Source organism: Clostridium sp. (assembly GCF_050717635.1).
Taxonomy (GTDB): Bacteria; Bacillota; Clostridia; order Clostridiales; family Clostridiaceae; genus Clostridium_AD.
Genome location: NZ_JBOITO010000002.1, coordinates 138,841 through 153,599 on the forward strand (window position 1 = coordinate 138,841; position 14,759 = coordinate 153,599).

Here is a 14,759-nt window from a genome sequence, read left to right on the forward strand (position 1 = left end):
AATAAAGAGGTCCAATATGAACAACATAGACCAATTTTTAAAAGATCTATACTTACATTCTAATTATAGAGGACATTATCCAGTGCTTAAAGGGGTGTTCGAAAGATGCTCATGGCAAAATGAGTTAAGCGATGAATATGATGAACTTTTAGATGCTTCTGCAGCACTTTTAATAAAAATCCACAAGGATAATTCGATTTTACCTAGTATAGTAGATACCATTTTTTTTAGAAACAGAGAATCTCTTTTTACTCATGACCTAATTTGGGCTTTTTTCGAAGCAAGAGATCCATATAGCTTAATGTTAATTGCAAATTATTTACACTCAGATGACGAACGTGATATTAAATTAGCTTGTAAACTTCTAGATTTTGTACCTTCTATAGATATGACCACCTCTAGGGATAGTAAGGATAAATATATGGCTTTCTTTTACTGGCTAATAGAGAATTATCGTTTTTTATATTTTACAGGGGAAAGTTTCCAGAGAACCAGTAACCCTATACCATATAAAATAGATTCAGATGCAAAGTATAAGGGGGCTAGTATATGATCATAATTTCTAGCAATTTAGTTAAAGGTGATGATTATATAAATGAATATAAGCTAAATAATATTGAAAGAGAAATTATTACAAAGATGGATGTAAGCAAAGAAAAGTATGAGTATAATTCATTAAATGAATTAAAGTTTGAGTTAACATTAAGAAAAAATATTGTTATTGCCTCTGTAAATATTAATAAGAGTGATATGTCATTTAAAATCTTCCGTAAATCAATATGTAATGATGATTATTGGGATCGAACTTCAGAAGGCGGATTTCTACTTAAAAAAGGAATAACACCCAGTGTAGCTATTAAAGATATTTCTATAAATAGTTCTAAATATGGTACTGAATGTGCGACAGCAATGATAATAGTATATTATGAAGCGTTGCTTAATACTTTCAAAGAGGAGCTTTTTAATGAGATATTTACAGAAATACATTTAATGAACTGGCATTATATAGATAAATTACTTTATGAAGCAGGTTATTTAGAAAAGCGAAGTGATTATTTACCAGGGGATAGAAGATATATTTCTAACCCTGATGTAAATCCAGTAACTCCTCAGTGGCAAGGAGAAAATATTATAGAACTAGGAAGTGAACTTTATTATGGACATGGGATAGGTATTGGCAGTGCTTATGAAATAGTTAGTGAATTAAATAAACAGCGAAAAGACAATGCAACTACGTCTGCTTATTTGTTAGATTCCGCTGCAGTTTTGGATTATAAGAATTTGGCCAATATATATTATAAATAGATGTTACTCAAACAGCTGTTTTTAGGGTATAATAAATTATTGATTTATAAGATTAAATAATAAAAAAAAGTAGGCGAAAATATGAAAAATGATTCAAACAAAAGCATGGAAATGATGAAAAAAATTATTGAAGAAAGAAAAGCTAAATCTTCACAGCAAAAGAACACTAAGAGACCAGCAATTTACGGAACACAAAGTTCATCATCTCATATTTACAAAAAGGTATAGAATTTGATTTTTATTTATATATATCTGATAATAAAAAAGATATAACAACCTTATGTTATATCTTTTTTAGATAAAAGTTTATAGTTTATATTGAATCATAGCCAATCTGTAAAGCCATCATGTTTTTTTCAATAGTTGATTTGGGAACTCTTTTTGCAACAGCCTTTTGTATGGTTTCAAGGGAAACAACGCCTGTAACCTTCACAAAAAGGCCCAAAGCAATAATATTTGTAAATAAATCCTTGCCAAGTTCCTCTACAGCCAAACGTGTCATGGACACTTTGATTACATTTGGATGACTCGGAGATATAGGTACTAAGTCTTCATCAATAATAAGTACGCCTTGACCACAAAGATCTGCAGAATATTTGTCTGCGGCCTGTTGTGTTAGAGCAAGAACTATATCAGGTTTAGTTACTTTAGGATGATAGATGAACTTTTCGGAGATTATTACTTCCGCCTTTGAAGCGCCACCCCGTGCTTCTGGACCATAAGACTGGGATTGTACAACCTGAGCACCTTCCATAATGGCGGCTTCCGCCAAGATAATGGCGGCTGTAATTACACCTTGACCACCGGAACCACATAATCGTATTTGTAGCATTATTTTCCCTCCTTGGCCATTTTAATGACTCTAGCATATTCTGCTGTATATTCAGGGGCTTCTTTTCTACATAAAACACCAATAGGAAACTTTTCACATTTTTGGTCAACTGATATTTTTTCATAAGCTTCTAGGCTTAATGCATTGTCTCTCATCCATTTTAACATTTCCGAGGGATCACTCATTTTATTTCTCCTACCATAAGCAATTGGGCATTGAGTAATTGCTTCTACTAAGGAAAAGCCATCATTTAAAATACCTTCAGCGATTAGATCAACTAGCGGTTTTGCATGATAAGCAGTACCTCGGGCAATATATGTAGCACCAGCACCTTTAGCAAGTTCACAAGGATCAAAGGGACGATCTACTGATCCAAAGGGAGCAGTTGTAGCTTTTTTACCAACAGGTGTAAGGCAAGATTCCTGTCCTCCTGTCATACCATAGATGTTGTTGTTAAAAAGGATAACTGTTAAATCAACATTTCTTCTAGCGGCATGTATAAAGTGGTTACCGCCAATAGCAGTACAATCACCATCACCGGTTATCACAATGACTTTAAGTTTAGGATTAGCCAGTTTAATACCAGTTGCAAAAGGTATTGCTCTACCATGAGCTGTATGTAATGTATCAAAATCCATGTAACCAGAAGCCCTAGAGGAGCAACCAATGCCAGATACAATCACTGTATTATCTTGGTCAAGACCTAACTTATCAGCTGCTTTAGCGATGGCTTTCATTATAATTCCATTACCACAACCTGGGCACCACATATGTGGTAAGTGCTCCTTGCGAAGATATTTTTCATAAGGTCTCATTTTGCCACCTCCACTGTAAGTTTTTCAATTGCAGAACATATTTCTTTGGGTGTAAATATTTTAGCGTTGTATTTAGGAAGAGAAATTACGATTGCTTGTCCACCAGCAGCACGTTCTACTTCTAAAACTAGTTGTCCATAATTCATTTCAGGGACAAGAATTTTTTTCACTTTCTGCGCTAATTCTTTGACAACCTTATCAGCAAAGGGCCAAATTGTCATTAATCGAATCATACCAACTTTAATTCCCTTTTGACGAGCAAACTCTACTGCCTCGTAAGCAGTACGAGATGTGCCACCATATGCTAAGACCGCATACTGCGCATCTTCCATAAAAAATTCATCATAATGTGTGATTTCATCTTGTACTCTGCTTATTTTTTCATGCAATCGTTTAATCGTATACTCTGTTACATCTGCACTAGAGGTTGGAAAACCAGTTTCATCATGGATAAGTCCGGTAACATGAATGCGATGACCAGTTCCGAAGTCAGGAATGTTTGGTACGAGATCAGACATAGGGCTATATGGTTTGTATCCCTCTTCCTTTGTGCAAGTTGGCATGCGCCTTGGGTACACTTCTATGTCTGCGGTTTCAGGCAGAACAACCCTTTCTCTCATGTGACCAACAACTTCATCAAGTAGTATAATAACAGGGGTACGGAATCTCTCTGCATAATTTACAGCAAGTACTGCAACATCGAAAGATTCTCTTACTGTCCATGGAGATAGTGCAATCATGGGATGATCTCCATGAGTTCCCCAACGAGCCTGCATTACATCTCCTTGTGATGGAGAAGTAGGCTGGCCTGTAGATGGACCCGAACGCTGAACGTTTACAATTACAATTGGTATTTCAGCAATACATCCATAACCAATTAATTCTTGTTTTAGAGAAAAACCTGGTCCTGAAGTAGCCGTAAGACCCTTTCTGCCAGCTAGTACCGCACCGAGCACTACTGCAATACCAGCAATTTCATCTTCCATCTGAATAAAAGTACCGCCTATAGCAGGAAGCTCTTTGGACAAAATTTCAGCAATTTCTGTAGAAGGAGTGATTGGATATCCTCCAAAAAAATTCACCCCAGCAGCCAATGCACCTTCTGCACAAGCCTCATTTCCTTGCATTAATCTAGCTTCATTCATATTTTCACCCTCTCTTCTACGTAAATTGCATAATCAGGACATCGAAGTTCACATTGTCCACAGTTTATGCACTGGGCTTCATCAATTACATATACCTTTCCTAAGGTATTTAACGCTAAAATATGTTTAGGGCAAAAGGCAACACAAATACCACATCCTTTACAACGCTCTTTTTGTAAGGTGATTTTAATTTCCATAATTGTCCTCCTATTTGATAATGTATAATTAATATATGTTTCCCACTGAAACAACCATTTCTAAAAGATCAACTATTGAATTATAATCAGTGTAAATCTGTATTAAACTATATATTGTTAATATTCTAACAATAATGCTAACATGTATTAAAAATAACATAGTTTGAATTGCTTTGCAATATATTTTGACAAATTTCGCATTTAAGAGTTGGGAAAAATTACGCAGAGTTTGACGAAAAGCGCGAACGATTTATGACGCTAAATCAGTATAATTAGAAGGAAATTATGAATATTTGTAGAATTATAAATATATTATAGTCAGATAGAGTGTATAATATAATCAGATAGAGTGATATTTGATTAAAACCATTATTTAAATAATTTTTAAAGAAGGTATGCATCATGAAAAATATAATGCCAAGTATAGGTAGGAATTATAAGAACTATAATGTTATTAAGAGTGGACATATGGAGAAGCATAATTCAGAAGAAAAGTTAAATAAAAAAATTATACAACTTGAAGAGAAGTTACAGTATACCAAGGAATGCCTGCAAACATCAAATGAGGAACAACTTGTTTATAATGAAGAACTATTGGTTGCAAATGAAGAATTAAAATCAGCAAATGATGAACTTCTAAAAATCAATAGTCAATATCAATATAAGAATCAAGAATTGGCTGATTTAAATGATGATATGACAAACTATTTAAACAGTGCAGATATTGGAACTATTTTTCTTGATGAGTATCTTTGTGTAAGAAAATTCACACCCAGCATTACAAAAGAGATAAAGCTTAAGGCACGGGATATTGGGCGTCCAATGTATCACTTAGCAAGTAATATAATTAATGATGAATTAAATATAAGCGCAAGAGAAGTATTAAACAGTCATAAGTCGTATGAAAAGGAAGTCCGAAATAAAGATGGTAACTGGTATTTATTGAAATGCTCGCCATACTGTACACAAGGAAATTTACTTAAAGGAGTTGTTTTATCTCTTGTGGATATAAACAGGAGTAAGAAGGCTGAAGCAGAGATGTATAGAAACAAAAAATTATTAGATGAAACAATCATATCAGAAAACCTAAAGACGGAGTTTTTTAGTAATCTTTCTCATGAACTTAGAACGCCTCTAAATGTAATTTTATCTGCCTTACAGCTTTTGGATACCTTTAAAAGGGATAGTGATCTTAATGATAAAGATATAAAATTTAGAAAGTATAGTAACATAATGAAACAGAATTGTTACAGACAATTACGCCTAGTTAATAATATGATTGATATTACAAAACTTGATGCAGGTTTTTTTGAGTTAACGCTTTCGAACTGTAATATCGTCGATATTGTTGAGAGTGTTACTATGTCAGTAGCCGAATATATCAAATCTAAATCCATTGATATTATTTTTGATACTGATATAGAGGAATGCACCGTGTCATGCGATCCAGAGAAGATTGAAAGGGCTATACTAAATCTACTTGCAAATTCAATAAAGTTCACAAAACCAGGCGGATGTATGAAAGTAAATATGTATGATAAAGGAGAAAATATTAATATATCTATAAAAGATACAGGAATAGGCATTCCAAATGATAAATTAGATATTATTTTTGATCGATTTAGACAGGTTGATAGATCACTTACACGCAAACAGGAGGGAAGTGGTATTGGACTTTCCATAGTTAAATCCCTTGTGGAAATGCATGGAGGCAGCATTTCAGTGACAAGTGAATACGGCATCGGAACAGAGTTTATTATTGTTCTTCCGGTAATAGTCCAGCCCAATGAAAACGATGCATATGAAATAATTGAATCAGGAGAACAAGAAAGAATTGAGAGAATACATATTGAGTTTTCGGATATTTATTCCTTGAATTAGATAAAAAATATAAGTATTTATACTCTATTTGCAAATAATTTGTTATAATAAGAAGAAAAAGGTTGTATGAATTAATTTGTGAATGGAGGGGTATTATGCAAGATAATGAGGTATTGGATACTGAAAAAACAGACTTTTCAATCATTGGCATAGGAGCTTCCGCAGGAGGACTAGCGGCTATATCAGCTTTTCTCGGTAATGTGCCTGAAAATAGCGGCCTAGCTTTTGTTATCGTTCAGCACATGGAAAACAATAGTAAGCAGATTTTGGTGGAATTACTTCAAAGTGATACTAGTATGAAAGTTGTACAGGCCAGTGAGAACGTATCTGTTCAGCCGAACTACGTCTATGTAATTCCACCAGACAAGAATATGTCTATTAAGAATAATGTGATACACATTTTTGACTATACTGAGCCCCACAATAAGCGGTTACCCATTGATTTCCTCTTTAGCTCTCTAGCAGATGATAAACGTGAGAGGAGTATTGGTGTCATACTCTCGGGAATGGGTGCCGACGGTACTGCGGGACTCAAGAAAATAAAGGAAGAAGGAGGAGGCACTTTTATCCAAGAACCGTCCTCTGCTAAATTTGATGGCATGCCTAGCAACGTCATTTCGGAAGGGGTAACAGAAGTTATAGCCACCGTAGAGACAATGCCTTCAAAGATTATTTCCTATATTGAGAACAATTCAAATACTGTTATGATTGACAAGGACAATGAAAATAAAAACAAGAGTTGCATCGACAATATTATAGTAATGATACGAGCACATACAGGTCATGATTTTTCTTCATATAAAAGAAGTACTATAGAACGTAGGATTGAACGATGTATGGGTATACATCAAATTGACAATATAGAATCCTATGTTGATTTTTTGAACGATAATCCCAGTGAACTGAATTTTATCTTTAAAGAATTTTTGATTGGGGTTACCAGTTTCTTTCGCGAGCAAGCAGAATGGCAACTTCTAAAGGAAAAAGTTATACCAGCACTCTTAGATCAGCGAGCACCCACTGATACGGTACGAATTTGGATATCTGGATGTTCCACCGGGGAAGAGGCTTACTCCTTAGCTATTGTTTTCAAAGAGGTGATGGATAAGTTAAAGCTTTCCAAAGATGGAAAAGACCATTCTGTCCAGATTTTTGCCACTGATCTTGATAGTGAGGCTATTGATAAAGCCCGGGAGGGGATCTTCTCGATTAATATTTCTAAAGATATCTCTATCCAGCGCCTGGATAGGTATTTCGTAAAGGTGGATAAAGGATATCAGGTTAATAAGGAAATTCGAGATATGGTCATTTTTGCTCAGCAAAATATGATTAAAGATCCCCCATTTACAAAGGTCGATATAATGATCTGTCGGAACGTACTTATCTATCTGACACCACAAATTCAAAAGAAGATTATTCCTCTTTTTCACTATAGTCTTAATAGTGGCGGATTTTTGTTCTTAGGAAGTGCGGAGTCGGTTGGTAACTTCACTGATCTCTTTAAACCACTTGATCTTAAATCGAGAATTTATCAGAGGCTGAGGCCTCTAATTCAGACAGAACCTATAGAATTTCCCAACTCTTTTGAACCGTATCAGGCTGAAGTGAATCAACCGGCCAATGATGTTCAGAACATGCAGTCTATGGCGGATAAACTGATTTTACAAAAATATTCACCTTCCACAGTGCTCGTCAACGGTAAAGGTGATATCCTCTATATTACCGGGAGAACGGGCAAATACCTGGAACCTGCTGCTGGTAAGGTTAATTGGAATATTTTTGCCATGGCCCGAGAAGGGCTAAATTATAAACTGAATGACGCTTTCTATAAGGCTGTTCAGCAAAATAAGGAGGTTACTTCCAAAGGGGCTCTTGTGATGAACGAAGGGGGAACTCTTATGGTTGATATCTCAGTAAATCCGCTCAGTGAGCCGGAGGAACTGCGTGGATTGGTAATGATAATTTTAACCGACGTGACAAAAACTGAGGCTGATAAAACAAACAACACAACCAGCACAGACAAACAAACGCCTACCGGTAATACGCGGGAGAAGGAACTTCAGCAAGAATTACTACAAACTCGCCAAATGTGGCAAGTTGCTGGTGCAGAAATGCAGATATCCCAAGAAGAATTTAAATCAAGTAATGAGGAATTGCAGTCATGCAACGAAGAACTCCAATCGACAAATGAGGAGCTGACCACAACTAAGGAAGAAGTACAGTCCTCGAATGAAGAGCTAAAGACGATAAATTGGAGGCTCCAGTCAAAGTTAGACGGCATGGAACTAGTCACAAACGATATGAATAATCTAATGGACAGCACGAAAATTGCCACCTTGTTTTTGGATAAAAATTTACTCGTTAAACACTTCACAAATCAAATGACTTTAGTCTCTAGGTTGATTTTGAGTGATATGGGCAGGCCTATTACTGATATCGCGTCAGATCTTATTTATCCTGAACTAGCAGCGGATGTTAGGGAGGTGCAACGTACGCTGATTGCTGTTGATAAGCAGGTTATGTCTCACAATGGGAGTTGGTTTAACGCGTGCATTAGGCCTTACCACACGTTAGAGAGCAAAATTGATGGTGTGGTCATCACTTTTGTAGATATTACTAAATCTAAAAAAAATGAGGACGAGCTATTATTGAAAAATAATAGGCTGCTAGCCGAAGTAAAACAAGGTCATAAGGAAGTTGCAGCAGCTACATAATAGGAGCATAATAAGTTAATAGTATTTCATCCCTTAGGGTATATGTAAAAGTTGTTAGGCACATACTAATGATAATATTTATAATTGAGGGGTGAAAGTATTGGATATAACTTCATTAATTAAAAAAGTTAAGAAGAGAGAAGACGTTATAGATATCCAGGAGGCATTTAATATATATAGTCTTCTAAGAGCAAGATATGTTAGCACTCAAACAGTTCAACTATTTAAGAACTTTGTTCATGACGTAGGTTGGGAAGTAATCCTAAATGGATTCCAGAAAAACTTTGAAAATCAAATAGATAATTTAGAGACATTAGGAGAACATTTTCGTATCATAATGCCAAACAGACCTCCTGTAGACGTGAAGTTTGCAACTCGGCTGAATAATATAACAGATGACTATATCTATAAAAAAATGTACCATGACCTTGTAGCACAGCTGATGTCTCTTAATCATGCAGTGCGTACAACCAGTACCAATGATAATTTAAGACATACTATCATACAAGATTTAAAAATCCATTTTGATGATTTTAATATCCTTTATAAGTTTGGTAAATTGAAAGGTTGGGAGGAGACTTATCCTACTTACAAGACTGCTATTGTTCAGGAGAAAGAGCAGCTTTCCACTTCAGAAGCATTTCATATTTGGGATCATATTGTTATGAGATATGAACAAATTGAACTCATAGGTATATTTGCGGGGTTTGCTCATGATACTGAGTTTAAGGTAATACTTCAACATGGGCTGTATGTTTATAACAAGCAAGTTAAAAAGCTTGAGAATCTAGCATTAAAGCTTAATATACCGTTACCTAACAGATCGGCACTACCAGTAACTACGCCTATAGATCCTGAAATGATTACTGATAGGTTTATGTACCGAATTATTTTAAGCTGGCAATTATCTGCCTTGGATGCTCATCTCAGAGCAATCATTGAGACTATTAGGAACGAACCATTGCGTAAGTTATGGAGGGATTTCCTTAATGCAGAGCTTGAGTATTATGATAAATATCTTAAATATGGAAAAATGAAAGGCTGGACAAGAGTAGTCCCAATTTATGGAGAGCCAGTGACATAATTGAAATCAAATGAGATTATTTGATGGCTTTATATTTTTGCTTAACATTATATTTATAGTTTTACTTGTAAAAGGTGTATAAGATTGGTACTGAGTCTTTTGACATTGAATGTGAATTTAACTTTAAATAAACTTGAAAAATTTAATGCAGTTCAAATTTTAAAGGGAAGTTTGATTTATCAAGGATAGGACTTTTAGGACATTCTACTGCAGGAGCAGCAGCAGATGTTTCAATAGAACTTAAAGATAAAAGAATAAAAGCCATTGTTTAATGGATGCATGGGTAGAACCATTTAATGCAGTAGATATTGAAAATGGGGTTGGATAATAAAAATTTAAATTCTTTAATAGATAAAAGTTAATTAATTTTATTATCGAATATTCCAGCATATAATCCTCTGTACATTTTAGCATTTATTTCGACAGTAGTTTTTCTTAATATCATAACCGCACCGGGGTCATGATTTGGGTTTGGTCGAATTGTTGCATTTAATGTTTTATTGAAAGTAAGTGGCTTTCTATAATTGTACATTCCTATGCAACAGATAATAATAACTAAACTAATTGCCAATAAGATATAACTTTTCTTTGGTAATATTTTCACGATGTTTTCCTCCTGCTATAGATAAATTAACTTATATTAACATTATATTGTAATATTTAGAGAATATTAATCTTAAAAACTAACATTGTATAGTGTTGTAAATTTATACGAGAGAAATCAATTAGAGGTGAAGTAATAAAACTTTCCACTTACTATTAAATAGTAAGTGGAAAGTTTTTATTTTTATGGATTAATCTGCTATAGCGCCTACTGTTAGAACTTTTAATAGATTAGTTGTTCCAACTACCCCGACTGGGCCTCCAGCCGTTATTACAATCGTATCTCCTTGCTTAAGTAAATTAATTTCTAAAGCTTTCTCAACGCCAATGTCAAACATTTCTTCAACATTTAAAGCTTCTCTAACTAGTAATGGAATTACACCCCATGAAATACATAACTGTCTTTGAACTCTTGGGTTAGAGGTAGTTGCTATTATGGGACAATACGCCCTAAATCTAGAAATCATTTTAGCTGTTTGTCCGGATTTAGTTTCAGAAATTATTGCAGCTGCCTTTAATTGCAGTGCAATAGCACAGGTTGCATAGCTTATGGCGTTAGTAACATTTTCCACCATATTAAATCGCATTGCAGTAAATTTACTTCCATAATCAATAGATTTTTCTGCCGTTTGAGCAATCTTAACCATAATTTCAACACTTTCAACTGGATATATACCAACAGCAGTTTCACCTGAAAGCATAACTGCACTAGTTCCATCATATACAGCATTTGCTACATCACTAGATTCAGCTCTAGTAGGTCGTGGATTTTTAATCATTGAATCTAGCATTTGAGTTGCTGTTATTACTGGTTTACCACTCTCATAGCATTTTTTGATTATCATTTTTTGAACAATTGGAACTTCCTCAGTGGGTATTTCCACCCCTAAATCTCCTCTAGCTACCATAATGCCATCTGAAACTTTTAATATCTCATCAAAATTATTTACACCTTCTCTATTTTCAATCTTTGAAATAATCATTATATCTTGTCCACCATATTTCTTTAATATTTCTCTCACTTCAATTACATTTGAAGCCTTTCTTACAAAAGAACAAGCTATAAAATCAAATTCATTTTCTACCGCAAACTTTAGGTCTTTAATATCCTGCTCTGTTATTGCAGGTAAATGGGTATCTGTTTCAGGAATATTTACACCTTTGTTATTACTTACGGCACCACCATTTAATATTTTGCAATGGATGTCCTTGCCCACAACATCTTGTACTTCCATTGCTACAAGACCATCATTTATTAATATTCTTGTGCCAATCTTAACAGCTTTATAGAGTTCCTTATGAGTAATAGTTGATCTAGCTTCTGTTCCTAAAATATTTTCATTTACAAGTACAAACTCATTGTTCTCCTCTAATATTACTTCACCTTTTTCAAATTTACCTAATCTAATTTCCGGTCCCTTAGTATCAAGCAATAATGGAACTGGAATATTTAGTTTTTCTCTAACTTTTTTCACTCTATCTACTCTTGTCTTTTGTTCTGCGTGAGTACCATGAGAAAAATTTAATCTTGCTACATCCATACCTCCAAGAATTAATTGTTCTAATAAAATATCATCATCTACTGCAGGTCCTAAGGTACATACTATTTTAGTCATCCTCATTGTTTGTTAGCTCCTTTCATTGGTGTATAATCAGCATAATGTTGATTTACATAGAGAAGAATTTAATGGAATTTATACAAGTGTTTACTATATTATAGTTTATTTATGTACTAATTAAAACATAAATTTTAGTATAAGGTGCCAGGGTATCTAGAATAGATATGCAAAGGTAATAAAAGTATGTTTGTGGAGGTTTTAAATTAAGCTTTTTATGTTTTTGAAAGATTTAGAATGATTATCATTAGCATGCCACTTGCCACGTGGGTGGCACCTTTTACGTTTTTTAGACAAATACACAAAAGTGTGTAAATACAAATGATTTTACTTGGGTTATAATAGCAGATAAGAGTTTATTATTAATAAAAAAATGGAGGAATGTTACATGAGTAAGAAATCGAACAAAAACAATATAAACGTAGTACTTGCTCTAGGAGCAATAGCTGGAGCAGCGGCTGTAGCAACTATTGGTGTAAAGAAATTTAGCGATAGATCTAAAGCAACAAAAAATTTACCTCAAAATAGAGAGAATAAAGATAGACAGGTTTACTTCGTCGGTGGAGGGCTAGCTTCCTTAGCTGGGGCTGCTTATCTTGTACGAGATTGTAAATTTAAAGGTGAAAATATTCATATTATTGAAGGAATGAAAATTCTAGGAGGTAGTAATGATGGCGCAGGGGATGCCATAAATGGTTATGTATGCCGTGGTGGTAGAATGTTAAATGAAGAAACCTATGAAAATTTTTGGGAACTATTTTCAGATATACCATCACTAGATATGCTAGGTAAAAGTGTTAAAGAAGAAATTCTTAATTTTGATCACCTGCATCCAACACATGCACAAGCACGTTTAATTGATAAAGATGGGGCGATTTTAGATGTTACTAGTATGGGATTTAACAATATTGATCGAATAACTCTTGGTAAACTTATGATTACATCAGAAGAAAAACTTGATAATAAGACTATTGAGGAGTGGTTTAGCAATACACCACATTTCTTTGAAACTAATTTTTGGTATATGTGGCAGACAACCTTTGCTTTCCAAAAGTGGTCCAGTCTTTTTGAGTTTAAGCGCTACATGGAACGTATGATTTTTGAATTTTCTCGTATTGAAACGTTAGAGGGTGTTACACGTACTCCCTACAATCAATATGAATCTGTTATTCTTCCATTAAAAGCTCACTTAGATAAATTTGGAGTTGATTTTAGTATGAATGCAACTGTAACTGATTTAGATTTTAGTTCAGGAGATGAAATTACAGTAAAGGCAATACATTTAGATGAAAATGAGAGTGAAAGAGTTATTGAATTAAATGATGGAGATGTTTGTATTATGACAAATGGATGCATGACTGATTGTGCGACTCTTGGTGATATGCACACACCAGCAGAATATAATGGTGAGAAGCCAATCTCTGGTGAACTTTGGTCGAAAATAGCTAAAAAGAAGAGAGGACTTGGAAATCCAGAGCCGTTTTTTGGACATCCTAATGAAACTAACTGGGAAAGCTTCACTGTGACTTGTAAGGGAAATAAATTCTTAAACTTAATTGAAAAATTCTCTACTAATATCCCAGGCAGTGGTGCATTAATGACTTTTAAGGATTCTAATTGGTTATTGAGCATAGTTGTTGCAGCTCAACCACATTTTAAGAATCAGCCTATTGATACAACTATGTTATGGGGATATAGCATATACACTGATAAAATTGGTGATTTTGTAAAGAAACCAATGCGTGATTGTACAGGTGAGGAAATGCTAATAGAACTTCTACATCACTTGCATATGGAGGAGAAGCAAGAGGAAATTATGGAGACAGTAATTAATGTAATTCCATGTATGATGCCATATATAGATGCACAATTCCAACCCCGTAAGATAACTGACCGTCCAAATGTTGTTCCAAAAGGCTCAACGAATTTTGCTATGATTAGTCAATTTGTTGAAATGCCAGAAGATATGGTATTTACAGAAGAATACTCTGTCCGAGCAGCAAGAACTGCCATATATACGTTATTTGATGTAAGAGATAAAAAGATTTGCCCGGTAACGCCTTATAAGAGGAAGCCTAGAATAATAAAAGAAGCAATAAAAACTTCTTTTAGGTAAAAACTAATAAAAAGTTATAAAAAAAGAACCGATTAGTTTAAAATGTACCCATAGGGTACACATTAAATTTATCAGTTCTTTTAAGGGCTTATATAAATTTATATCTAATTAAAGGGGGACTCTAATTAAAAAAAATCAATCACCTTCTATTCGCTTATAATAACAATTATATGTGTCATTCTAGTGACAAAATTAAAAAGTAATTGTAAACTCCAATATTACGTGGATTTATTCTTATTTTACTTCTAAAAGAGATGTAACAAGAAAATATTGTAATATTAGATGGACAAAGATATAATGTTTGTAAAAGTTAAGTAATAATCTCAAATTTAGTATTATAAAAATTCGAGTAAATAGTTGCAGCTAAAAGTTTCATTAAGATAAAAAAGACCTTAAAGAGCTTATAGAAGAGTAGGTATGATTATCACTGCTTTAATGGTGAGCATCCACG

The 14,759-nt window shown here is 34.1% G+C and carries 14 protein-coding genes; 7 read left to right on the forward strand and 7 right to left on the reverse strand.

Translation table 11 applies throughout. From position 1 onward, the window contains the following. Nucleotides 1-16 precede the first annotated feature (16 nt). The 3 genes from ACREWB_RS00970 to ACREWB_RS00980 all read left to right on the forward strand — a co-directional run bounded on the left by ACREWB_RS00970 (nucleotide 17) and on the right by ACREWB_RS00980 (nucleotide 1,533). Entirely contained in the window at nucleotides 17-553 is a 537-nt protein-coding gene (locus tag ACREWB_RS00970; protein WP_431545608.1) for a hypothetical protein, read from the forward strand. After that, nucleotides 550-1,305: a protein-glutamine gamma-glutamyltransferase gene (locus tag ACREWB_RS00975; RefSeq protein ID WP_431545609.1), complete on the forward strand. Its 756-nt coding sequence runs from the start codon at nucleotides 550-552 to the stop codon at nucleotides 1,303-1,305. Before ACREWB_RS00970 ends, ACREWB_RS00975 begins: the two co-directional genes overlap by 4 nt. 81 nt (nucleotides 1,306-1,386) lie before the next feature. Beyond that, the gene (locus tag ACREWB_RS00980) at nucleotides 1,387-1,533 is read left to right on the forward strand and encodes a hypothetical protein (protein ID WP_431545610.1); all 147 of its coding nucleotides are present in this window, start codon (nucleotides 1,387-1,389) and stop codon (nucleotides 1,531-1,533) included. 85 nt (nucleotides 1,534-1,618) lie between these two features. Here the strand turns inward: ACREWB_RS00980 and ACREWB_RS00985 are convergent, their stop codons facing one another. From ACREWB_RS00985 to ACREWB_RS01000, 4 genes are read right to left on the reverse strand one after another with little or no spacing between them, the layout of a single operon-like run. Beyond that, nucleotides 1,619-2,137, reverse strand: a complete 519-nt coding sequence (locus ACREWB_RS00985; RefSeq protein ID WP_431545611.1) for a 2-oxoacid:acceptor oxidoreductase family protein — start codon at nucleotides 2,135-2,137, stop codon at nucleotides 1,619-1,621. Next, the gene (locus ACREWB_RS00990) at nucleotides 2,137-2,952 is read right to left on the reverse strand and encodes a 2-oxoacid:ferredoxin oxidoreductase subunit beta (protein WP_431545612.1); all 816 of its coding nucleotides are present in this window, start codon (nucleotides 2,950-2,952) and stop codon (nucleotides 2,137-2,139) included. The genes ACREWB_RS00985 and ACREWB_RS00990 overlap by 1 nt, the downstream gene beginning before the upstream one ends. Continuing rightward, nucleotides 2,949-4,097, reverse strand: a complete 1,149-nt coding sequence (locus ACREWB_RS00995; protein WP_431545613.1) for a 2-oxoacid:acceptor oxidoreductase subunit alpha — start codon at nucleotides 4,095-4,097, stop codon at nucleotides 2,949-2,951. Before ACREWB_RS00995 ends, ACREWB_RS00990 begins: the two co-directional genes overlap by 4 nt. Then, entirely contained in the window at nucleotides 4,094-4,294 is a 201-nt protein-coding gene (locus ACREWB_RS01000; protein WP_431545614.1) for a 4Fe-4S binding protein, read from the reverse strand. The genes ACREWB_RS00995 and ACREWB_RS01000 overlap by 4 nt, the downstream gene beginning before the upstream one ends. A gap of 402 nt (nucleotides 4,295-4,696) precedes the next feature. Between ACREWB_RS01000 and ACREWB_RS01005 the strand changes: the two genes are divergently transcribed. The 3 genes from ACREWB_RS01005 (at nucleotide 4,697) to ACREWB_RS01015 (ending at nucleotide 9,973) form a co-directional block, all read left to right on the forward strand. Next, nucleotides 4,697-6,175 (forward strand): ATP-binding protein, encoded by a 1,479-nt coding sequence (locus tag ACREWB_RS01005; RefSeq protein WP_431545615.1) that lies wholly within the window; start codon nucleotides 4,697-4,699, stop codon nucleotides 6,173-6,175. Between the two features lie 95 nt (nucleotides 6,176-6,270). Then, nucleotides 6,271-8,889: a chemotaxis protein CheB gene (locus ACREWB_RS01010; RefSeq protein WP_431545616.1), complete on the forward strand. Its 2,619-nt coding sequence runs from the start codon at nucleotides 6,271-6,273 to the stop codon at nucleotides 8,887-8,889. 100 nt (nucleotides 8,890-8,989) lie between these two features. Then, a complete protein-coding gene (locus tag ACREWB_RS01015; RefSeq protein WP_431545617.1) occupies nucleotides 8,990-9,973 on the forward strand; it encodes a DUF3231 family protein in 984 nt (327 codons plus the stop codon). Between the two features lie 142 nt (nucleotides 9,974-10,115). Here ACREWB_RS01015 and ACREWB_RS01020 read toward each other — a convergent pair whose 3' ends face one another. From ACREWB_RS01020 to pyk, 3 genes are all read right to left on the reverse strand, one after another. Continuing rightward, entirely contained in the window at nucleotides 10,116-10,238 is a 123-nt protein-coding gene (locus ACREWB_RS01020) for a hypothetical protein (protein WP_431545618.1), read from the reverse strand. A gap of 93 nt (nucleotides 10,239-10,331) precedes the next feature. After that, nucleotides 10,332-10,577, reverse strand: a complete 246-nt coding sequence (locus ACREWB_RS01025) for a hypothetical protein (protein ID WP_431545619.1) — start codon at nucleotides 10,575-10,577, stop codon at nucleotides 10,332-10,334. 190 nt (nucleotides 10,578-10,767) lie between these two features. Further along, nucleotides 10,768-12,198: a pyruvate kinase gene (gene pyk, locus ACREWB_RS01030; protein ID WP_431545620.1), complete on the reverse strand. Its 1,431-nt coding sequence runs from the start codon at nucleotides 12,196-12,198 to the stop codon at nucleotides 10,768-10,770. A 382-nt stretch (nucleotides 12,199-12,580) separates the two neighbouring features. On the opposite strand from pyk, the gene ACREWB_RS01035 reads away from it, so the two are divergent. Beyond that, nucleotides 12,581-14,308 (forward strand): oleate hydratase, encoded by a 1,728-nt coding sequence (locus ACREWB_RS01035; protein WP_431545621.1) that lies wholly within the window; start codon nucleotides 12,581-12,583, stop codon nucleotides 14,306-14,308. Nucleotides 14,309-14,759 lie beyond the last annotated feature (451 nt).